The organism is Chitinophaga sp. XS-30 (assembly GCF_008086345.1).
In the GTDB taxonomy this organism is placed as follows: domain Bacteria; phylum Bacteroidota; class Bacteroidia; order Chitinophagales; family Chitinophagaceae; genus Chitinophaga.
Window position 1 is genome coordinate 2,594,946 of sequence record NZ_CP043006.1, and the last position, 23,660, is coordinate 2,618,605.

Consider the following 23,660-nt stretch of genomic DNA (forward strand, 5'->3'; position numbering starts at 1 on the left):
GCTTTCAGGCAGATTTTCCTGGCTTACAGGCTGCATTTAAGGCCAAGCGTTATGGTCGGCTGAGGATTCATGGTGCCCAGCGGATACTCCGGATCTTCTTTTGCTTTGTTGGCGTAGATGGTGAACAGATTGTTCCCTTGTGCGAATACCTGTACATTATCCAGCCGGAGCGTGGACAAGGTGCGTTTGTTCACATTGTAGGTAAGGTTCACCTCCTGCATGCGGATGTGGGAGGCGTCTTCTACCAGGTAGCTCAGGTACTGGTGGAACCTGTCCCAGAAATAATAGCGGTCTTCGATATCATTCAGGGGCAGGGGAACGATCCTGGAAGGATCGCCGTTCGCCACTTCCGAATACTTCGCATTGGGCAACAGGCGGCTATACCACAGCGGCGGATAGTTGAAGCCCATGCGCTGGAAGACATGACCGAATTTGCCGGTGATGATGAAGGAGAGATCGAAATCGTATATGCGGAAAGTGTTCATGAAGCCCAGTGTGTACGGCGCCACAGTGGTGCCCATGTTCAGCAGGTAGTCCCGTCCGTCGCCGGGCGTCCATGCGCCGAAATTATACAAGGCGCCTTTTTCTCCCTTTACGACAGGCTGGTTGTCCTGTATGCCGGCATATTCAAAACGCCAGAGCGCGTCGGCATTTTCCCCTTCCACATAGGCGCCGGTACCGCCATTGAACAGGCTGTAAGCGGAATAGGTGGCCACGAACAGTTTTTCTATCCTGTTCCTGTTATAGGAAAAGTTCAGATTGCCCTGCCAGGAGATCCTTTCCGCGATACGCTGGCTTGTTCCCAACTCTATTTCAATACCCCTGTTGCTGATCTCGGCATTGTTCAGCTTCTGGGAAGTGGTGCCGTTCACAGCGGGAATGGAGAGTTGCGCGATCTGATCCCTGCCGTATTTGCTATACACATCGATCTTGCCGAACAGCTTGTTGGAAAACAGGCTGTAGTCCACACCGGCGTTCCAGGTGGCTGTTTTTTCCCAGCGGAGGGTAGGATTGCCATAGCTGGCTATCGTGGCCGTGTAATCGTTCGTATAGATGTTTGGTGTGGGATTGGCGGATATCAGCGGTTTGAAGGAGGTGGAACGGTCTTCGTTGCCATTGAAGCCGTAAGTGAGGCGCATATTCAGCCGGTTGAGCCAGCTGGCATGACTGAGAAAATCTTCTTTGTGCATCTGCCAGGCCAGGCCGGCGGACCAGAAAGGAGAATAGCGGTATTTCGGATCGTCTGCAATGATATTGGAGGCGTCCGTACGGAAGCTGCCGGATACCGTGTACTTGCTCAGGTAAGTATAGGCCAGGTTGGCGAAGGACGAGAAGTAACGGTTCGTGCTGTAGCTGAAAGTGTTGGAGTACGGGAATGTTATATTGCTGCCCAGCCAGTTCTGAATCGTTCTGAAAGTACCGCCGGGGCCGTTGGGGAACGTGCCGGAAGTAAGCGTTTCATCGTTGTATCCGTAGGTGAGCGGATTGCCGAACCCTTCGGATACCTGGTTGGCGATCTCCACACCGGCGATGAAGTTGACCTCATGGTCCCTGCCCAGCAGGTTATTGTAACTGACAGAATTCCGGATGTTGTAAGATTGGGAGCGGCTTCTGTATTGTGACAGGATGCCTCCTTTCGGGAGGTTGGGCGTCATCACATCGGTCGCCTGGTCCCAGGATGTGGCGATGTTGACGCGATTCCTGACATAAAAGGTGTTTTCGTTGTTATGCTGCCTGTCCCATGCATTGTGCAGTTCATATTGCAGCTTGCTGTCGAACGTAAGACCTTTCATCAGCTTCAGGGTGATGCCGGCCTGGAGCCGGGCATGCAACTGCGTGTTCGTCCGGTCACGGTTCCGGATCTCCTGCACAGGATTATAGGTCCAGTCCGCATACGGGAACAGCTCGGTGGGCACGAACCTGTCGATGATCGGGTAGTAATACTGATGGATATTGGTCAGGGAGCCATCTTCATGCTGCAGCATTTCATATGGAGCCAGCCCTTGAATATCGGCCAGTGATACACCGTTGCTTTTTTCCTTGTTATAATGCACCATGCCGCCTATGTGAAGGTCCAGCCACTTCGTGATGTTGGAAGTGGAGCGGAAGTTGAGGAGGTATTTCTGGTAACCGCTTTCCTTAAAGTTGGACTGGTTGTTCTCAAAGAGCATGGAGAGCATATTGGTCATTCTGCCGGTGGAGCCCGAGAGGCTCAGGTTGTATTGTTGTGTGGCGGGATTGGCCAGCAACAGGTCCCTGATCTGCTGTTTGTTGCTTTGGGTCGCCAACCTGGCGATGATGGCTTCTCTTTCCGCCGCGGTGATGAATCCCAGGGTTTCCTCGCTGAGCGCGATGGTGGCTTCGGACCATGCGAAACTGTACCCGCCGGCAAGTGAACCGGGATTGACACGGGCGCTCCATTTGTTGAAAGCGCGTTGCTCGTAATCTACTGTTTCCGCGGATGAAGCGAGGGGATTGACATAATCCAGGTCAAACTTGCCGCCCATTTTGGTAAAAGCGGAAAATTCCACCTTCAGCGGCGTGTTCCTGCGGCCCTTTTTGGTCACCACCACAATCACGCCATTGGCGGAGCGGGCGCCCCAGATAGATGCGGCGGCAGCGTCTTTCAATACCGTTACGCTTTCCACATCATTCGGATTGATGGTATTGAAATCACCCTGGATGGGGAAGCCGTCCACAACCACCAGTGGCCTGGCGGTAGCGTAAAGGCTGGTCTTGCCGCGGATCTCGAAAGTAGGGTTCCCGTCCACATCCAGCGTTGCCTGTACACCGGCAGTGGTGCCGATAATGCGGCTGGCAATGTTGGTGGTCGGGCGTGCCAGCTGTTCTTTGTCGATATACCCGAAAGAGCCCGTTGCGCGTTCCTTGTTGAATTGCTGGAAACCGGTGTTCACAACGGTAACGGTGCTCAGTTGCCGTGCGCCCTTCATCACCACTTCGATCGTTTTCCTGCCTTTCAGGGGAATGACCTGTGTTTCGAGGCCAACATAGCTGAATACGAGCTCGGCATTTTCATCAGGCACATCCAGCGAAAAGAACCCGTCTGCTGCGGTAAATGTGCCTCCGCTGGATCCTTTGATGGTGACGCTGACCCCTTCGAGCGGCTCGCCGTTCGCGTCCGTCACTTTACCGCCGATGCGAACGACCTGGCGGATACTGTTGCGATCCGCCACCACGATCATGTCGTTCTCCAGCATCCTGAAATCAAGATTGGAATGGTCCAGCGCATGACTGAGCACTTCGGATACAGCGGTGTTCTGTACATCGATACTGACCTTGATGTTTTCGGGGATGACATCATTGCTGAACACAAAACGGTAAGCCGTTTTCTTTTCTATAGCATTGAAAAGATGTTGGATAGAGACGCTCTTCAGCTTAAGCGAAACTTTTGTGTCCTGCGAATAGATCTCGGCGCTGACGTGCAGACAGGCGAACGCTGTCAGAAAAACGGTCAGTTTCATAAACATAAGTACTTTGATGAATCCCACAGGGAATCCCTTTCCCCAGCCTGGAAGTTGGTTTTTTTGCATACTTTCGTACAGGTTTTAAGTTAATAAAAGGGAACAGGCGCAGGTGTCAAACAGTTCCTGTTTCCAAACTTGGAATTGAGGGGGAATGTGTCACCATTCCCTCTTTTTTATGTTCACGTCTGATGTATGATGCAGGAATGTGTCACCATTCCTTTTCATGCATGATCATTGATCCAGTACCAGGCTGTGGCCGTTCTCAAACCGGAAGCTGAAGTCCCTGGATAATTGCAGCACTTCCAGTACACGCTGAAGGTTCTCTTTGTCAAAATTCCCGGTGAACCGGTATTGTTTCATGTTTTCAGATTCGAACCTGATCTTTACATCGTACCAGCGTTCCAGTCTCCTGGCGATTTCTCCGAAAGGCTCATTGACAAATATCAGGCGGTTGTCGATCCATGACAGTTCAACTGCCGTGCTGTCCAGCGGAATGTGTGTGAGAGAAGCAATGGAGTAGTTTTTGGCTGGTTCGGACACCCTATCATCAGGTGCCGGTTTGATTTGCTGTTTGGTTGTTTGTTGCAGCGGCACCACTACCTTTTCATTGGGATGCAGCAGCAGTTCGTGTGCGCCGGATCTCAGGGAAACTTTTACAAGCCCTCTGACCAGGGATGTTTCATTGGTTTCGTCGTTTTTATAGGCTTTTACATTAAATGCTGTTCCCAGTACGGTGATGTCCATTGCGCTGGTATGGATCACAAAAGGCATGGAGGCATGCTGTGCCACATCAAAAAAAGCTTCCCCTTCCAGTGTCAGCGAGCGTTTTGCGGTATTGAAACTGTCTTCAAGGAACAGAGTGCTTCCCGCGTTGAGCATGACCTTGGTGCCGTCCGGCAGCTGGAATGATTTTCTTTCACCGGCTTTGCTGGTATAGGCCAGCCGGGATTCTTCCGGTGCTCCTTCCGCGCCGGGCTGCTCGTCCCGCTGTATCCAGAGCGTGGTCATGATAATACCGAGCACTGCGGCAACGGCCAATGCATACCAGCCCCAGCCGTTCTTCGGGTGTACGATCCTGGCGGGAGGTATTTGCTTTCCGGGGCGAATGCCCCGGGCCTCCAGGGCTTCGCTGAACTGCCGGTGATGCGATTGGAAAACGGCTTCGTTCAAGCCCCCGTTCAATTGCAGGTATAACGTTTTGGCAATGCTGACCAGCTCGCTTTTTTCCGGATGCTCCTTTAGCCATTGCTCCCAGAACCTTGTTGCTGCGGGATTGGTACCGGAGCAATATTGCTGGAAAGATTCATCCATGATCAGATCTTCTGCCTTGAAACGCAGGTAATTCATTCCCTTTTTTATTATAGAGGGCGCGATCCGGTACTTTTACTATGAAAAAATGATCTTTTTTTAATGGAAGAGAAAATAAATGCCCATAACGATCAGCGTAGGGGTGGGGATGACCAGTCCTGTTGACTGTTCATGCCCTTTCAGCTCGTTCTTGAGCTGTTTGAGGGCATCATGGATGATGTTGTAAGCGGTACGCCTGGTGATACCGCAGGTTTGTGCAATGTGATCGTAATCCAGGTTCTCGAAGAACTTCATACGGAGCAGCTGTTGCTGCCTTTGGGTGAGGAGCCGGAATGCCGCGGCAAAACGCCGGGTAAATTCATCATTTCCCTCGGCAATGGTCAGGTAAGTTTCATAGGGCACTTCGCCCGGTTCTTCCTGCAACAGCCGGAGATGACTGTCGTTCCGCCTTTTGTCTGAACGGATCTCCTGCAATATCCGCCGGTGCAGACAGGTGATCAGGTATGCCCGTACGTTCGAGACGTCCGGCAGCGTGCTCCTTTTGTCCCATAGTTCGAGTAAAACGTTAATGAAGCAGTCATTTGCCAGGTCCCGGTCACCCGTCATTTTTACACCATAATTGATGAGCCCCACATAATGCAGCTGATATAAAGCTGACAGTGCATCCGTATTGCCTTTTTGCAGTTGGCGCCAGTATTCCTGCGTGTACAAATTCTCACCCATGCCTGATGATTGGTTGATAAAAAAAGGATCTTTGGGGCAGATGAAACTCAATAAAGATTGCTTCAAGTTACTGCGAAAATTTGTAAAAGTGAAGAGAAGGCCCGGCCTATTTATCTTGTTGCTGTCCGGAGGGCGCTTTCGGGATAGGCTGCAAAGGCTTTCCCCCGGCTGTCTTCCGGGTACTTTTGGCCCCGGCCCCGAAACAGGCATGCTTTTTGACTTCTTCCGGTAGATTCACTCATCTGTAATACCCTTTATATGAAGATCATCTACATTTTTTCCGCTATGCTGTCCTTTGGCATGCTGTTCTCTTCCTGCAAAAAAGAAGAAGTGGTCATTCCCAATAGAACCATTTTTGTGGATGTAACGCCTGATATGTGGGAACTGGTGCCGGCCAGCAATACTTACCAGGTGGCGATCGATATGCCTGAGCTGGATAATTATACCAGTGATGCCAACAGCGTGCAGGTAGACCTTTCCTTTAATGACGGCGCTTCATATGAAGCCCTGCCCCAGGTGTACGGAGGGGTGACCTACCTGTATTCCTACGGCCCGGGAACGCTTTACCTGGATGTGCAGACGGCGGACGGCGTGGAGCCTGTGAGACTGAATTCTACTATCCTGGTGAAGATCGTGCTGATCGCCTCGCAATATTGACAAACACAACCTGATATTATACAAGCGGCCGCATCAAAATTTTGATGCGGCCGCTTGTGTTTTTATCAAAAGAAAGTTCATGCAGGCAGTTCCTCTTACAGATATCTTTCGCTGACCGGCAGGGGTTAGCGGGCATACCTTACCTGGCAATTGTCACAATAAAAGGTCCGCCTGTTGGTTTTGCCCATGTGTGCTTTTTCCAACGGGATGTGGCAGCGGGGGCAGGTTTTCTTCGTATGTGCCTGCCAGTGTTTTTTGAGTACGCCCGCTTTTTTCCAGTGCAGGAAATCAAAGCTGTATCGTACCGCTTCGCGCACCAGTTCTTTCCGCTTTTTGAGCGGCAAGGCGCCCGTCGTGCTGGCGGGGTGTATCCGGATGCGGAAGAGCACTTCATTCTTGATGATATTCCCGACCCCTGAAAATATCTGCTGGTCCAGCAAGGCGTCACAAACCAGCATATCCGGCGCCTGTTTGAGTTTGTTCAGCGCTTTGGCGGCATCCCATGCGGGGTTCATAACATCAGTGGTCCAGTCATAGATATCATCCAGCGGCTCGTCAATGATCCGGATAGCGGAAGCGTAGAAGTTCACTTCGCCGTTGGTGAACCGGAGCTGCAGGCCGGGTACGGTTTTCTTGCGCTCGTTGATCAGACAGGAGCCGAACAGCATAAAATGTATCCTGACTGTGAACCTGGGGAAACAGATGAGGAAATGTTTGCCCCAGGTCTTGAAGGTCACCACCGTCTTGTTGCTGATCTTCGCGAAGTCAATATTAGCCTGTCCGGTTGCGGACAGTACTTTCTTACCGGCGAATGGCGCCAGTTCTTCTTTCAGGATGAGGATGGAAGGTCCTTCGGGCATATCGTATAACCTTCAAATGACGGGCCATTTTACAACAGGAACCAGGAAAGGGCATATACCATGACCAGGGTGGTCAGCCCCATGAGCAGGGTAGATACCACAAATACCCGCAGCATTGGCTGCATCTCCAGTCCGGAGAATTTGCTGATCACCCAGAAGTAGGAATCGTTGGCGTGGGAGACCGTCATGGAACCGCCGCCCAGCGCCAGCATGCACAACAGCCTGCCCATATCGCTATCCAGCCCAAGGGCCGGCAATAGCGGGAATACGATGGACGCGGCGGTAATCACGGCCACAGAGGAAGAGCCTTGTGCCGTTTTCAGCAATGCGGCCAGCAGAAAGGGAAAGATCACGCCCAGGTTGCCCAGATGGATGGCATCATTTACATGCGACCCGATATTGGTGGTAGCCAGCACCGCGCCGAATGCGCCGCCTGCGCCGATGATCACGAGGATGCTGCCGGCTTTTTCAGCGGCTTCCGCTACCAGCCTGCTCATGGTTGCTGTACGGAAAGAACGGATGGACAGCAGTACGCCGATGAACAAGGCGATCACCGGATCACCCAGCACATGGAAGATCTCCAGTCCCCTCAGCATATTGCCGAAGGTGCCAAGGCCGATCAGCACGATCGGCACCAGTATGGGCAGAAATGCCCTCCACACCGGAATGTCCGGTATATCGATATCTTCCGTTTCCGCTTCCTCCACCTCCTTTACCGGGATCTTTTTGCCCATGAACGATGCCCACCAGCAGCCTGCGATCACGGCCGGAATGGCCACGAGGCCACCGGTAAGGATCAGCCGGCCGATATCCACACCAATGATCCCCGCCGCAGCCGTTGCGCCGGGATGCGGCGGCACCAGGCAATGCACGGCATACAGACCCGAGGCCAGGGATACGGACATCACCAGGATGGAAGCCCCGCTGCGGCGGGCAACCGACTTGTTCAACCCGCTCAGCACAATATATCCGGAATCGCAGAATATAGGCAGGCCAACAATGAAGCCCGTGATGCCCATAGCAGCAGTGACATTCTTTTCTCCTACAAACCTCAATATCGCTGCGGCCATTACCCGCGTAGCGCCGGTATGCTCGAGGATCACGCCAAGCGTGGTACCGAGCATGATCACGAATCCAAGGCTTTTCAGGATACTCCCGAACCCCTCTTTCATAGCGGTGATGATATCCGCAAAAGGAAGCTGAACACCCAATCCCACCACAAAACAGGCCAGGAACAATGCGAAGAAGGCATGTACGCGGAATTTAACGGTCAGCAGAACGATCAGGCCAATGCCCGCTGCCAGCGAAAGCAGCACCTGTAGGAATGCAGTGCTCATACGAATGGTTTATCCGCACAATATAATATTCCTGCATCGGAATGTATAAGCTGATTTTGATGCAGCAGAGCGGTGGTTACCTGCTTCCCTGTGAACGGGCCCTGTTTCATGGAAGCGACAGCAGCTTGTTCCGCACCAGCAGACAGGCGCCGATAATGCCGGCCCTTTCCCCGAGACGGGAGAGGATCAGCTGGGTATCGTTGTTAACAAGACTTAAAGAGTATTTATTGATGGCGCTTTTTACCGGCAGGCGGATGTAATCGGCCGTAGTGGAAATACTGCCGCCGAGGACCACCAGCTCCGGGTTAAAGAGGTTGATGAGCATGGCAATGCCCTTGCCGAGTTTTTCCCCCACTTCCGCGATCAGTTCTATGGCCAGCATATCATCGTTGTTGGCCGCATGAATGATATCCGTCAGCGTTACCTGTTCCGGCTGTTTGTGTTTGCGCATGACTGCGGAAGAAAACCCTTCTCTCAGCTTTTCCTGGAATTTGCGCAGCAGCGCCTGCCCGGAGGCTTCCGTTTCCAGGCAACCCTTTTTGCCGCAATGGCAGATCAGCTCGTTGTTGAAGAAAGGGATATGCCCGAACTCACCCGCGAAACCGGACTTGCCATAATATAATTGTCCGTTGATAAGGATGCCCAAACCGATACCATGATCATGATTGACGAACAGCACATTCTTTTCGTTGTTGACGGTGCCGCTGCTGAACTCGCCGTAGGCCATGGCACGGGAATCGTTCTCCAGGAAAGTGCGGATGCCGATGCGGGCTTCGATCACCTTGCTCAGCGGCTCTTCATCGAAATGGAAAAAGCTGTAGCTGTATCCCGTAGCATAGTTGATACGGCCGGAGAGGTTCACGCCCGCCCCGAGTATCTTCTCCCGGCCTACCGGCAGCTCATCCACGAACTTTGCCACGATCTTGCACAGCTCATCCAGTGATGGCGCGGTATTCTGCAGATCATACGGCACCTTCTCCACGAACTTCACGAGGTTCTTCTTGAAGTCGAGCAGTCCCAGGTTAATATGATATTTCTTTACTTCCACGCCGATAAAAAAGCCGGCATCCGGGGCCATGCCATATAAATTAGGCCTGCGGCCGCCGGTACTGTCCACTTTACCGTAGTCATGCACCAGCCCTTCCTGCAGCAGTTCATTCAGCAGGTGCGTTACCTTGGGTGTGCTGGCGTTCAGCTCCTTGGCGAGGTCCGCAATAGTGGCATTATTGATGTTGGCGAAATAGGCGATGATCTTTTTCTTGAGGCTCAGGTTCTTGTAAGCAACACCACCCAGGTTTTCATTATTTAACTCTTCGAAGAATGTTGGCTGACTCATCAGGGGGAGAGGAGGTTTTTTTAAAAAGTTTTTTGCCGATGTCACAATTATTAAACGTATCGTCTACACAAAGATAATCTTTTTAAAAAAAATTAAAAACAAATTCTTCTAAAACCTGCATTTTATATGTTTTCCCTGGTATCTGATCGATGACTGCCCAATGAGGTAATGGTATTTTCAATTATGAGGCTACTTTTAATAATATTCGGGTTAATTATTTTGAAGTTAGAAAAAATAATTAAAAAGTACTTGTCTTTTAGTAAAAAATATTCTTATTTAGAGGAATCATTTTAAATATTTGGATCACACAACCTACATCTGAATATTATTACACGGGAGAGGAACAATTAATACGCAAACAATACAAGGCAAAACGGAGACGGATATACGCAAACATCAATCGATCTTCCTTCAAAGCTGATGATAGGGCTGTTTATAACGGCCGGGGCATTTTTTGCCCGGAATTATTTGAACAACACGTAACGAATTACGCATGCAGAAACGTACGCAGCTATTACTGGTATTCAGCCTGTTTTTCTCTACAGTGAGCGCACAGCAGCAGGTGGACCTGCTGATCGTTGGCGGCGGCGCCAGCGGTACAACGGCAGGGATCCAGGCTGCAAGGATGGGCACCCGTACATTAATTATAGAGGAAACGGACTGGCTGGGCGGAATGCTGACGGCCGCAGGCGTTTCCGCCATAGATGGCAATCACCGCATGCCCTCCGGTCTCTGGGGGGAATTCCGCCGGCATCTTTATGATCATTACGGTGGCGCAAAAGCAGTATTCACCGGCTGGGTAAGCAATACACTCTTCGAACCGCATATAGGCAATCAGATACTCAAGCAGATGGTGGCCGCGGAAAAACTGCTGGAAGTAAAATACCGGACGAAATGGACGGCCATCCGCCGCGCCGGCAGCTATTGGCAGGTGACCGTGCAGCAAGGCAAAAAACAATCGGTCATCGAAGCAAAACTGGTGATCGATGCGACCGAACTGGGTGATGTAATGGCGGCCGCAGGCGCAAAATATGACATCGGGATGGACAGCCGCCACGAAACCGGCGAAGCGCAGGCGCCTGAACAGGCGAACGATATCATCCAGGACCTGACCTATGTTGTGGTGCTGAAGGATTACGGCAAGGGGGCCGACAAAACGATCCCCAAACCCGCAGGTTACGATCCTTCCCTGTTCGCCCGCTGCTGCGACGTGTCAGACCCGGCTTCGTTCGACTCCCCGGATAACAACTGCCATCATATGATGCAGTATGGCCGTCTGCCGAACAACAAATACATGATCAACTGGCCGAAGCACGGCAATGACTATTACCTCAACATTATTGAACATACCCGGGAACAAAGGGAAGCGGCGCTTGAAGCCGCCAAACTGCACAGTCTGCGTTTTGTCTACTACCTGCAAACAGCGCTGGGCTACAAAAACCTGGGCATTGCGGATGATGAGTTCCCAACAAAAGACAGGTTGCCGATGATCCCCTATCACCGCGAATCCCGCCGCGTAAAAGGAGAAGCGCAGCTGACCGTGAATCATGTATCCAGACCGTACGACCAGCCGGAAGCGCTGTATCGTACAGGCATTGCCGTTGGTGACTATACCATCGATCATCATCACGATAAAAATGAGTCCGCGCCGAAGATCGACTTCGTGAAGATCCGTGTGCCTTCCTATAATGTACCGGTGGGCAGCCTTATCCCGAAAGGAGTGAATGGGCTGATCGTCGCGGAAAAAAGCATCAGCGTCACCAATATCGTCAACGGCGCTACCCGCCTTCAGCCGGTGGTGCTGGGCATCGGGCAGGCTTCCGGCGCACTGGCGGCATTGGCACTGCAAAAGCAGGTGCAGCCCAGGGAGGTGGCTATCCGGGAAGTACAGCAGGCTTTGCTGGATGCCAAAGCATACATCATGCCTTTCATCGATGTGCAAAGCACAGACCCGCATTTCGCCGCCATCCAGCGTATCGGCGCTACGGGCATCCTGAAAGGAGCGGGCGTGCCGTTCAAATGGGCGAACCAGACCTGGTTCTATCCTGACCGCAAACTCAGCGGTTATGAACTGGCGGAAGGGTTGCGGCCTTACTTCGAACCGTTGCGCAACTATTGGGGCGCTTCCGGTGATCCGCTCACCCTGCAATACCTGGTGGAGCTTTTCAACCATGCGGGTGTGAAAATAACATGGCAACAGATACAGGGCGACTGGCAAAAACTTTTGCTGAAAGGTCAGCCTGCAGAAAATATGGAACTGGACCGCCGCAGCGCTGCGGTATTGACAGACCATTACCTGCAGCCATTCCGGCGGCCGGTGGATGTCAGGGGCAGTCTCGTAAAAGCTCCCGAATAAATACGGAGAAAGAACCAATCATTCCGTTCACCGGAGCAGTGGTAAAGCACACCACGCTCCTCCGGTGTGCGCGATCTATGCAACGCAATACAATTTTTCAATAAATCTCTACTCACCTAATCTAATTGTTTTATGGAGTTTTTATCAATCAAAAGGAACATGGGACGATGGCTGATATGCATGGCGATGCTGATTGCGCCGGCCCTCGCTACCTATGCGCAATCCGGCGCCGTCAGCGGTACGGTGACCGATGATCAGGGAGGCCCGCTGCCGGGTGTTACGGTGCAGATCAAAGGCACCTCACAAGGCACAAAGACCGATGTATTCGGTAAATTCTCCCTTTCGCTGACCAACTCGCCGGCCACGCTTGTATTTAGCTTTATCGGTTATGAGACAAAAGAAATTACGACCACCGCGGTGGAAAATCTGACCATTAAGCTCGGTGAAACGGCCAGTGGCCTGAATGAAGTGGTGGTGATCGGTTACGGTACGCAGAAACGCCAGAATGTGATCGGTTCTGCGGTACAGATAGGCAGCGACCAGATCAAACAGGCGCCGGTAATGAACATTACCAATGCCCTGTCCGGCCGCCTGCCGGGTTTAACTACCCTGCAGCAATCCGGCCGCCCCGGTGCTGATGATGCCACGCTCCGCATCCGCGGTGTGGGCACATTCAGCGGCAACCAGGGCCCGCTTGTAGTGGTAGACGGTGTTCCCCGTCCGAATTTCTCCGGCATGGACCCTAACGAGATAGAGACCATCACCCTGTTGAAGGACGCGGTATCCACAGCCGTATATGGTTTGCAGGCTGCCAACGGCATCATCCTCATCACTACCAAACGCGGTAAAGTGCAAAAGCCCACGATCACTTATGACGGTGGCGTAACCATGAGCCAGAACACCCGCTTCCCGAAATTCCTCAACGGTCCGGATTACATGACCTGGTACAACAGAGGCACGGATATGGATAACGATTACCATGAGCATACCGGCGGCGATCCTGTTCCCTACATCTATTCCCAGGAACAGATAGAAGCGGTGCGCAATGGCACCAATACGAATCCTTTGCTGGGTAATACCGACTGGGTGGGTAAACTGGTAGGCCGCAATGCTTTCTCCCAGAACCACGCCCTCAGTGTAAGAGGCGGTACGGAAAAAGTAAAGTACTTCGCCAACATCGGTATGCTGGACCAGGATGGTGTGGTTGAAAATACCGGCTTCAAACGATATAACGTCCGTACTAATTTAGATGCCCAGCTGAATGATGTGTTCTCTGTGGCATTAGACCTCTCCGTCCGCCAGCAGAACACCCGCACACCGGGCATTTCCCCGGATAACACGGCTTACCTCAACCCGTTCTACCAGGCGGTGCGCATGCTGCCCAACCTGCCGGAATATGCACCGAACGGCTTGCCTGTTGCCTATAACAGTAACGCAGGCTGGGTAAACCCGATCGCCTCCGTGCAGCAGTCAGGTTATCAGCGCCAGCAGTCCAATATCTTTCAGGGTAACATCACGCTGAAAGCGAAAATTCCCTGGGTAGAGGGCCTGGAAGCGAAATTGCTGACGGCTTACGATAAAACAAGTAGTGAAAATAAAGGCTGGACAACGCCCTATAGCCTGATGGGCCGTGCCAGGGACCAGGTGAGCGGCGATTATGTGATGCTGACCACCGTTCCGGGTATCACCAAAACCACGCTGCGCCAGTCATTCTCCCAGAATAACCGGCAGACGTTCCAGCCCAGTATTACTTATAACCGCACTTTCAATAAAGACCATGAAGTAAGCGTACTGGCCCTGTATGAATGGTCGCAATACAACAGCAACCTGTTCTCCACCGGCGCCAGCAACTTTCCGCTGACGGATATTCACGAGATCAATTTCGGCAGCTCTGCTACGGAAGACTTTATCAGTCCTACCGGCAGCAGCACCGTAGATTCCAGAGCAGGTTACGTAGGCCGTATCAACTATGCTTACAAGGGAAAATATCTCTTTGAAGTAGTTACCCGTTACGATGCTTCTATCAACTTTGCGCCGGAATACCGCTGGAATGCTTTCCCCGCGGTTGCTGCAGGCTGGATCGTGAGCAAGGAAGATTTCTTTGAGAAAGCCAGCGATGTGATAGACTTCCTGAAAGTAAAGGCATCCTGGGGTAAGGCCGGTAACGACGCCATCGGGAGGTTCACTTATCTGCAGACCTATCAGCTGACATCCGATCCGGTGATGGTGATCGGCGGAAAACCCGCGAACGCCATCTATACCAGCGCACCACCTTATCCAACCGTAACCTGGGAAACGTCTACCATGACCAACGTTGGTTTTGAATCTAATTTCCTGAAAGGAAAACTTGGATTTGATTTTGAGTGGTTCTACAAGCTGACCAACGACATCCTTGCTTCACAGGCAAACCTCTATCCGCTGTCCAATGGCGGTTACAACCCGAGCGCGGTGAACTACGGCATTATGGACAACCGCGGCTTCGATCTGCAGATCCGCCACAATAACACGATCGGTAAATTGGAGTATGGCGTTACCGGTAACTTCAACTGGGCGCGCAACAAGATCATCCGCCTGGATGAAAGCAGCTCGCTGCCGGAATGGATGCGCCGTGTAGGCAAACCGTATGGTACCAAGTTCGGTTTCCAGGCAGACGGTATGTACCAGACCTGGGAAGAAGCCCGCAATGGTTCTTCTCCCGCCGCTGGCGTGATCGCTCCCGGTTTCTTCAAATACAGGGATATCAATGGCGACGGCCGCATTACCCGTACGGATGACTTCGTAGAGATCGGCCGCAGCAACCTGCCCGAGATCATGTACGGTCTGAACCTCTACCTGAAATATGCCGGCTTCGATTTCTCCGCATTGCTGCAGGGCGCCGCATTGAGCAGTGTAAACCTCGCCGGCACTTACGAAGGTTCCAGCGGTACCAGCGGCGTAGATGATAATACACCGTTTACCCGTGCCTTCTACGGTTATGGCAACTCCCCGTATTTCCTCGTGGAAAACGCCTGGACGCCGGATAACCCGAACGCCGAGTTCCCCCGTCTCTCTGCCTACAAGGCACAGCTGACCGCGCATAACGCGCACATCAACTCCGGCTGGGTACGCGATGGTTCCTACCTCCGCCTCAAATCCATGCAGCTGGGTTATAATGTGCCGCAGCAATTGCTGAACCGTGCCAACATCCAGTCGCTGCGTGTGTTCGTGACCGGTTACAACCTGGCGACCTGGGACAAGCTGAAATACCTCGATCCGGAAATGCCGAACGTGAACAACGGTTTCTATCCGCAGCAAAGGATGTTTTCCGCAGGCGTAAACCTTTCATTATAAAAAGTACACAGCGATGATCAAGATATCTTCAAGAATACAGAAATCACTTTTACTCGCCGGCATCGTGATGGCATCGCACGGCTGTAAAATAGACATAGCGCCAACGGACAGGTACACGGAAGAAGCGATATGGAAGAACCCTTCCAATATGGAGCTGTACGTGAATGGCCTGTACGCTGAATTCCAGACCTTCAAGTTCGGACAGTTCCCCATCGGGTACAGCAATGCTACCGATGCGCTGACGGACATCATGAAATATACTTCCTCCACTGCAGGCAACGGTACAGTGAACATCCTGGCCACAGATGCCAGTCGTGTTAACGCCGCCGGTCCGCAGCTGAACTACTGGCAATCTGCCTACACCCGCATCCGCCGCATCAATGAATTCATCGATGGTTTGCGTAAATATGCGATAGTGAGCGATGCGGAAAAGGACCAGTACGAAGCAGAAGCCCGTTTTGTTCGCGGCTACGTGTACTTCTGGCTGGTGAAACTGCACGGCAGCGTGATCATCATGGATGATATTTCCAAGCATACGGTGAAAGACAATCCCCGTTCCAGCGAAGAAGATTGCTGGAAATTCATTGCGGCGGATTTTGCCTATGCTGCGGATATACTGCCTCCGGCACAACCTGCCGCAAGGACAGGCCGCGCTACCAAAGGCGCCGCTTACGGCATGCTGGCCCGTACCTGGCTATATGCCGCGTCCATCGCCAAGTTCGATCGCAAACAGTTCAATGACGACCCGCTGACCGGTGTGCCCGAGGCCAATGCCCAGGCATATTATAAAAATGCTTCGGATGCAGCAGGGGAAGTGATCAAGCTGGCCAACGAAGGTTATTACGAGCTGGAATCAGATTTCACGGCGCTCTTCACCAACAAAAATTCCAAAGAAGCAGTATTCAAACTGGATTTCGTAGCGCCGCAGTTCACCCATCAGTATGACCTCGGTTTCACCCCTCCGGGAGATGTGCCGGGCCAGTGCCTCGTGTACGGTGTACCAACGGCTGAGCTGGTTGATGAATTTGAAATGAGCGATGGTACCAGATTCTCCTGGAGCAATCCCGCTCAGGCCGCCGATCCATATGCCAACCGCGAGCCGCGTTTTTATGGCACTATACTCTACAACGGCGCTTCCTGGAAGAGCAGAACGATCAATACCACTCCCGGCAGCGCAACGGAAGGGATCATGGAGTATGGCGTTTCCACGGAACCGCGCAAAACCGTTACCGGCTACTATGTGCGCAAAATGCTGGACCAGAGCAATACCAACTTCATTCAGAACAAAAGCACACAGCCCTGGATGGAAATGCGTTATGCGGAAGTGTTGCTGATCGACGCGGAAGCAAAAGCCAATATGAATGATGTGAACGGCGCGCAAACTTCCCTGAATGCCCTGCGTAACAAACGTGGTTTGCCGAACACCCCGGCCAGCACTCCGGCGCAGCTGCAGACCGCCATTGAGCATGAAAGGAAAGTGGAGCTGGCATTTGAAGGCCACCGTTACTGGGATCTCCGCCGCTGGCGTAAAGCGCATACCGTGCTGGACGATGTGCGCTTCTCCGGCCACAGGGTTACCGCCGAAGGTGCAGGCTTCAAATATGAAGTGGTGAGCGCGGATAATGCAGACCGTGAATTCGATCCGGCCATGTACTATATGCCGATCATCGTCAATGAATTGCAGAACAACGATGCTCTTGATCAGATCAAGGGCTGGTAGCCGCCGCTGTTCATAACCAGTATCAACCTTTTCATTATTATCAGATGAAGCCGGTATCCAAGGCTCCATCCGGCCCGTAAAAATTTAAAAAAATAAACGGATGAAACGTATCAGTTCACTTATCATATTTTCCCTCGCAGCAGCAGGAACCTTTGTGTCCTGCCGCAAAGCGGACCCTGTCATGCGCAGCGAGGAGAACCTGCTCAGCGACATCTACGCCACAAATGACGGGAATGGAGGGCAGCGCCTGTTCAATCCCCGGTACAGCAACGATACCATTTATTTCGATATCCCTTATTTCTACCCGGAAGACAGCGATAATGAAACGGACCTGAGCAGGATCATCCTGCGCGGTTCCATTCCTTCCGATGCAAAGCTCAGCCCCGCGCTGGGCAGCTTTGCCGATCTGAGGAACCCTTATCCGATCAAAGTGACTTCCGGCACAGGGGAAGAAAAACATTACGTGGTGATAGGCAAAAAAGTGGGTAACACCACCATTGAAACCATTACCGTTACCTATATGGATGCGGATGGTGAGGAACAGCAGATCGAAGGTGTGGTGCAACCCTCCGGAGATGTACTGTTCTATGTACTGCCCGGCACTACCCTCACGGACGCAAAGATCAGCTATGCGATCAACCGCCATTCCACCGCTTCCATCGCGCAGGATGGCGCAGTAGACTTCGCGCAGCCGGTGCCTTTCGTTATCACCGGTGTGGATGGTATAGCCAAAACCTATACTCTGAAGGCCACAGAGCCTGTCAAACTGGACTATGGTATCGGTATCAACCGTAAACTGTGGACAAAAGCCGGTGCTGACCTCGGGTTCGGCGCCAACAATGAAGTATGTCTCGCTGTCAGCGGAGACAATATCGTGATCACCAGGAGAACGAACCCTTCCAAATTCAGCGTGTACAATCGTTTCACTGCCGCTTTTGTAAGGGAAATCCCCAGTCCCTTCGGTTCCCAGCTTTCCTTCCAGATGGTGGAAGACACTGTAGGGCACCTGCTGGCTGCATCCTGGGCGCCGAAGAACGCGAAGTTCATACTCTACAAATACAACGATGCAATGGACAATGCGCCGGTGAAATTCCTGGAATGGACCAATAACAATCCCGCCGGCATTACGGGAGACGGCGGGGTAGGCCGCAGAATGAACATTTATGGCAACCTGGACGGCGATGCCGTGATCATGGCGCCTGCCGGCATATCCAACATCATCTACAAATGGAGGGTTGTTGGCGGCGCACTGCTGAGCCAGACGCCCGAAGTGATCACCTACAACGGTCTCGCTAACGGCGCTACTTCCTTCGGTTATTATGCGGAAGCACAACCGGTTTCAGCTGATGCGAATGCAAACTATTTCATCAACTACCAGTTTGATATCGCTCTCGTGAACGGCACCACCCATGAACGGATGAGCGCTTTCTCCTACGATACCAGGGTGTATGGCGTATTCCACATGCCTACGGCCTATGTGACCTTCAATAATGCCACCTACCTGGCTATCGTCAAATACAGCGATTACAACCTGAACAAGATCAATATGTGCCTGTTCGATGTGACCAGCACTTCCAAGATATCCACACCATTCACCGACCCGAACTACGGTACGTTCAATGTGTTCGTATCCGATGAATTTGCCGGTACGGCGAACGGGAACGGAACGGCGGACATTGCGGTAGGTTTCTCCCAGAACAAGGAAAGAATGCAGGTGTACACGCTGCTGACCAATGGTGGTGTAATGGCGCATGAATTCACACTTTACGCACCCTGATAAAAGGAACAGGAATATTCCGGACATGAAAAATAATATGAACACATGAAAAATACTTTTCTTTCCATCGGCATCGTACTGGCACTCGGATTGTCAGCCACGGTAAGCTGCAAGAAATCAGACGGTCCTCCACCACCCAATCCGGGTGGTGGAGACACCACCGTCAACCCTGAGCCCAAGCGCGATGTATTGGCCTGGGTGGATGCCCGCTCCAATGTGTTCGGTACCTACGGCCGTCTTAATGATACCACCGAATTGAAAAAAGTGCTGGATACCCTGAAGCAGGTAGGCGTGAACGGCCTGGTCGTGGATGTGAAAGGCAGCAGCGGATACACTATGTATCCCAGCGCCATCGCGCAGCAGATCACTTCAATGGACGGGAAGACCATTACCCCCGGCGTGGATTATGTGGGCTTCATGATACAGGAAGCGCGGAAAAGAGGGTTCAAAGTGTACGGCTCCATCGTCACCTTTGTGGAAGGGGACGGCAACCGCCAGATCGGCACCGTGTTCGATGATCCGGATTTCCGCAGCAAATACGAAACCATCGTCTGCGATGTAAACGGCAACCGTGTACCGGTAACCACCACGGGCCGGAATGCCTTCGTGAACCCTGCGCAGCCTGCCGTACAGGAACGCGTGCTCAATATTATCAAAGAGATCGCAACCAAATACACTTTCGATGGCCTCATGCTGGATTATGCCCGTTATACGGACATCGATGCAGACTTCTCCGATTTCTCCAAAGCGGAGTTCATCAAGTATCTTGAAAACAAGTACAATGATAACGATGCGAAGAACATGAAGTTCCCTCAGGACATCGTGACCACCTGGAGGACCAGTTCCGGCCAGACGCTGCCCGCCACCACCGGGAAGTATTACAAAAAATGGCTGATGTACCGTTGCTCCGTGATACAGGATTTCTTTATCAAAGCCCGCGCAGCCGTGAAAGGCGTAAAAGCCGATATGACATTCGGCACCTATGTGGGTGCATGGTACACCACCTATTACCAGGTAGGGGTGAACTGGGCCAGCAAGGATTACGATCCTTTTAACGACCAGGGAGTGCGTTTCGACTGGGCTTACCCGGGTTATGGCGAAACCGGTTACGGAGAGCAGCTGGACCTGCTGATGACCGGCAACTATTTCACGCAGATCCGCCTGGCGGACAATCCGGCCACAGCATCGCTGAAATACCATTGGTGGAGCATTGAAGGTTCGCTGAACGGCGGCATGTACATCACCCGCAATAAAATGCCGCTTTACGGCAGTATGGACCTGGGCAATGTGAGCTGGGCCAATACCGGCGAGATCACCAAGGCCATCCGCTACATCCTGGATAAAGCCAGTGGGGGGATCATGCTCTTCGATATCGTACACATCTACGCACCCCAGTACAACAGGCTGAAACAGCCATTATGGGATGCTGTGAAGAATGGATTGAATAATTAATGGTTAGCAATAAAGAAAGGCAGCAAACACGGGGGCTGATGGAACATGTCAGCCCCTTTTATGAACACCGAAAAAGAATATGAACCGAAGCAACAGTCTTGATGCCCTCCGCGGCTTTGCCATCCTGGCTATGGTGCTGTCCAGCAGCATAGCTTTCGGCATTCTGCCCGGCTGGATGTATCATGCACAAACGCCGCCGCCTTCGCATCAGTTCAATCCGGACCTTCCGGGCCTGACCTGGGTGGACCTGGTGTTCCCTTTTTTCCTGTTTAGCATGGGCGCCGCTATTCCGCTGGCGCTCAAAAAAAAGACTTCCACATTAAAAGTATCCGGGCATGTACTGCAACGTTACCTGTTGCTGGTATTCTTTGCCATATTCACGCTGCATGCCAGGGCATGGGTACAGTCAACACAACCCGGCATAACGGAACAGTTGATGTCCATAGTGTGCTTCGGGTTGCTGGCCGTCATGTTCGTCCGTGCAACATCCCGTTGGATGCTACTCTTTAAGATCGCTGCATTTGCGGTTGCATTGCTGTTCCTGTACAGCCAGCCGCATTTCGACATCAACCGGAGCGATGTCATTATTATTGTGCTGGCTAACATGGCCTTTTTCGGATCACTGGCCTGGTGGTTCACCCGCAGGCACCCGCTTGTGCGCATCGGGATACTTCCCTTCGTTGCAGCAGTATTTATCGCCGGGGACTGGGCGCAGGAGGTGTACAACTGGTCACCTTTCCCCTGGATGTACAAGTTCTATTACCTCAAGTACCTGTTTATCATCATTCCCGGTACCTTTGCGGGAGAGTGGCTGATGCAGGCTGTTCCCGAAGGGACCGGTACAGACAAGCGGAGCTGGATGATAATGGCCTGCTGCACCTTGTTGCTGGTAGTGCTGAACCTCGTTGGCTTGCAGGCCCGGTGGCAGTTGCTGAACCTGGTATGGTCTGTAGCCATCGGCACGTTCATGCTGGTGTTGAACAGCCGTTTGCAGATGCGGGTACCCGCCTGGAGCAATTTCCTGCAGGCCGGAATTTACCTGTTGTGGCTGGGCCTTTGTTTCGACAGTACGCAGGACGGCATTAAAAAAGACCCGTCCACCTACAGTTATTATTTTGTGACCGGTGGGCTGGCATTCCTGGTATTGCTGTGCTTTTGTATCCTGGAACACTATGGCCGGGCCACATCATTGATCCGTTATCTCGCTGCCAACGGAAGGAACCCGATGGTAGCCTATGTAGCAGGGAACCTTTTGCTGTTGCCGCTGCTTCGCCTTACCGGCGCCATGGAGCTTTTCAGCCTGATGGAAAAGAACGTTTGGCTGGGCGTATTGCGCGGCCTGCTGTTCACCGGTATCGTATCGCTCATTACCATCTTTTTTGTCCGCCGTAAATGGTACTGGAAAACATAAATCAAACGAAATGTCATTAAGTGTATTAGATATCGGGATCATTATCGGTTACATCATCGCCATTCTCTTCATCGGTTTTTATATCGCGAAGAAGGCGTCGAAGGACCTGCAATCCTATTTCCTCGGCGGAAATAAAATGAAATGGTATATGCTCGGCCTGAGCAATGCCTCCGGTATGTTCGATATCTCCGGTACGATGTGGACGGTGAGCATCCTCTTCATCTACGGTCTGAAAAGCGCCTTCATTCCCTGGCTGTGGCCCGTCTGGAACCAGGTGTTCGTATTTGTGTACCTCGCCATCTGGATGCGGCGCTCCAATGTAATGACCGGCGCGCAGTGGATCACCTTTCGTTTCGGTGATGGAAAAGGCGCCCGGCTTTCACATATCATCATCGTGGTATTCGCCATTGTCAGCGTGATCGGTTTTATTGCGTATTTCTTTGAAGGGATCGGCAAGTTCTCTACCTCCATATTACCCTGGGACCTCTCCGTACAGATGGGCAGTTTTTATCTCAGCTCGGAAAGAAGTTATGCGCTCATCCTTTGTATCATGACCACCCTGTACACCATCAAAGGCGGTATGTACAGCGTAGTGGCCACCGAAGTGATGCAGTTTTTCATTATGACCATTTCCTGCTTCGTGATCGGCTACATTGCTTATACCGCAGTAACGCCGGAGCAGGTGAATGCGGCTATTCCCGCGGGTTGGAAAGACCTTTCTTTCGGCTGGACGCTTGATCTGGACTGGAGCAAAACACCATTCCCGGCTGTAGACCAGAAGATCGCGGCGGATGGGTTCGGATTGTTCGGTATTTTGATGATGATGATGCTCTTCAAAGGTATTTTTGCATCCATCGCGGGCCCGGTGCCGAGTTATGATATGCAGCGCGTGCTGTCCACCCGCACTCCGGGAGATGCCGCCAGGATGAGCTTCACCACCATCTGGGTGATGTATATCCCGCGGTACCTGATGATCGCAGGGTTTGCAGTGCTGGCGCTGGTGTACCTGCAAACGGAACTGGGGGCGCAGGGCAGTAATATCGATTTTGAGAAGATAGCGCCGGAAGCCATTGCCAAGTTTGTGCCGGCAGGTTTTAAAGGCTTGCTGCTGGCGGGGCTGCTCGCGTCTTTCATGGGCACCTTCTCCGCCTTTGTGAACGCAGCGCCGGCCTATATCGTGAACGACATCTACAAGAAATACATCAATCCCGCCGCCTCCAATGCAAAATACATCCGCATCAGCGTGATCGCTTCACTGGTGCTGGTTTTTGTGGGCATTCTCTTCGGGTTTATGGGCGCTTCGCTGAACAAGCTCACCCTCTGGATCACCTCCGCCCTGTACGGTGGATACGCTGCAGCGAATGTTTTGAAATGGCTCTGGTGGCGGTTCACCGGTTACGGATATTTCTACGGGATGTTGTTCGGGCTGATCGGGTCTACCATCAAACTGTTCTTCTTCCCGGACATCGTGGATATCTATGTATTTCCGGTGATCCTCGCATTCTCCTTCCTGGGCTGCATCATCGGCACTTACCTGACGCCGCTGGTGAACATCGAAGCGGTAAAGGCATTTTATAAACAGACGAGACCCTGGGGCTTCTGGGGGCCGGTGAAAAAAGCAGTGATGAAAGAAGATCCGTCCTTTGTACCGAACAAGGATTTCGGCCGGGATATGCTTAACATCGTAACGGGCATTATCTGGCAGATGGCCCAGGTGGTGATCCCCATTTACTTTATGATCAGGGAGAACTACCGGATGCTGGGCTGGGTGATCATCTTCATCGCCACTACCTGGTTATTGAAGAAGAACTGGTGGAACCATCTCGGTAAAGCAGATAAATAGCATTCCACCTGCCGGTAAAAAATTAAATAAGAGCAGATGTGAAAACATTCCATCTGACCGTAAAG

General features: G+C 52.2%; 14 protein-coding genes. 8 read left to right on the forward strand and 6 right to left on the reverse strand.

The features are described 5' to 3' along the window. Nucleotides 1-23: 23 nt before the first annotated feature. The 3 genes from FW415_RS10670 to FW415_RS10680 form a co-directional block, all read right to left on the reverse strand. Complete coding sequence (locus FW415_RS10670; RefSeq protein WP_168208767.1) at nt 24-3,482, reverse strand: SusC/RagA family TonB-linked outer membrane protein; 3,459 nt, start codon at nt 3,480-3,482, stop codon at nt 24-26. Between the two features lie 234 nt (nt 3,483-3,716). Continuing rightward, entirely contained in the window at nt 3,717-4,832 is a 1,116-nt protein-coding gene (locus FW415_RS10675) for a FecR family protein (RefSeq protein WP_148384598.1), read from the reverse strand. Between the two features lie 60 nt (nt 4,833-4,892). Then, nucleotides 4,893-5,516 carry an RNA polymerase sigma factor gene (locus tag FW415_RS10680; RefSeq protein WP_168208768.1) on the reverse strand — a complete coding sequence of 208 codons (624 nt, stop codon included), beginning with the start codon at nt 5,514-5,516 and terminating at the stop codon, nt 4,893-4,895. 258 nt (nt 5,517-5,774) lie between these two features. On the opposite strand from FW415_RS10680, the gene FW415_RS10685 reads away from it, so the two are divergent. Continuing rightward, complete coding sequence (locus FW415_RS10685; protein WP_148384602.1) at nt 5,775-6,173, forward strand: hypothetical protein; 399 nt, start codon at nt 5,775-5,777, stop codon at nt 6,171-6,173. A gap of 125 nt (nt 6,174-6,298) precedes the next feature. Here the strand turns inward: FW415_RS10685 and FW415_RS10690 are convergent, their stop codons facing one another. The 3 genes from FW415_RS10690 to FW415_RS10700 form a co-directional block, all read right to left on the reverse strand. Then, nucleotides 6,299-7,033, reverse strand: coding sequence for an endonuclease (locus FW415_RS10690; protein ID WP_148384604.1), 735 nt, complete (start codon nt 7,031-7,033; stop codon nt 6,299-6,301). 29 nt (nt 7,034-7,062) lie between these two features. Then, nucleotides 7,063-8,370 (reverse strand): GntP family permease, encoded by a 1,308-nt coding sequence (locus tag FW415_RS10695; RefSeq protein WP_148384606.1) that lies wholly within the window; start codon nt 8,368-8,370, stop codon nt 7,063-7,065. A 106-nt stretch (nt 8,371-8,476) separates the two neighbouring features. After that, nucleotides 8,477-9,706: an ROK family transcriptional regulator gene (locus FW415_RS10700; protein WP_148384608.1), complete on the reverse strand. Its 1,230-nt coding sequence runs from the start codon at nt 9,704-9,706 to the stop codon at nt 8,477-8,479. A 493-nt stretch (nt 9,707-10,199) separates the two neighbouring features. Between FW415_RS10700 and FW415_RS10705 the strand changes: the two genes are divergently transcribed. From FW415_RS10705 to FW415_RS10735, 7 genes are all read left to right on the forward strand, one after another. Beyond that, on the forward strand, nt 10,200-12,062 hold the full coding sequence (locus FW415_RS10705; RefSeq protein WP_148384610.1) for an FAD-dependent oxidoreductase: 1,863 nt from the start codon (nt 10,200-10,202) through the stop codon (nt 12,060-12,062). A 159-nt stretch (nt 12,063-12,221) separates the two neighbouring features. Beyond that, nucleotides 12,222-15,392: a TonB-dependent receptor gene (locus FW415_RS10710; protein WP_168208769.1), complete on the forward strand. Its 3,171-nt coding sequence runs from the start codon at nt 12,222-12,224 to the stop codon at nt 15,390-15,392. A 13-nt stretch (nt 15,393-15,405) separates the two neighbouring features. After that, entirely contained in the window at nt 15,406-17,112 is a 1,707-nt protein-coding gene (locus FW415_RS10715; protein WP_148384614.1) for a RagB/SusD family nutrient uptake outer membrane protein, read from the forward strand. Nucleotides 17,113-17,212: 100 nt separating this feature from the next. Continuing rightward, entirely contained in the window at nt 17,213-18,889 is a 1,677-nt protein-coding gene (locus tag FW415_RS10720) for a DUF5018 domain-containing protein (protein ID WP_148384616.1), read from the forward strand. Nucleotides 18,890-18,934: 45 nt separating this feature from the next. After that, nucleotides 18,935-20,341, forward strand: coding sequence for an alpha amylase family protein (locus tag FW415_RS10725; protein ID WP_148384618.1), 1,407 nt, complete (start codon nt 18,935-18,937; stop codon nt 20,339-20,341). Between the two features lie 79 nt (nt 20,342-20,420). Next, complete coding sequence (locus FW415_RS10730) at nt 20,421-21,752, forward strand: DUF5009 domain-containing protein (protein WP_148384620.1); 1,332 nt, start codon at nt 20,421-20,423, stop codon at nt 21,750-21,752. A gap of 10 nt (nt 21,753-21,762) precedes the next feature. Continuing rightward, on the forward strand, nt 21,763-23,595 hold the full coding sequence (locus tag FW415_RS10735) for a sodium:solute symporter family protein (RefSeq protein WP_148384622.1): 1,833 nt from the start codon (nt 21,763-21,765) through the stop codon (nt 23,593-23,595). The last annotated feature ends 65 nt before the right edge of the window (nt 23,596-23,660 follow it).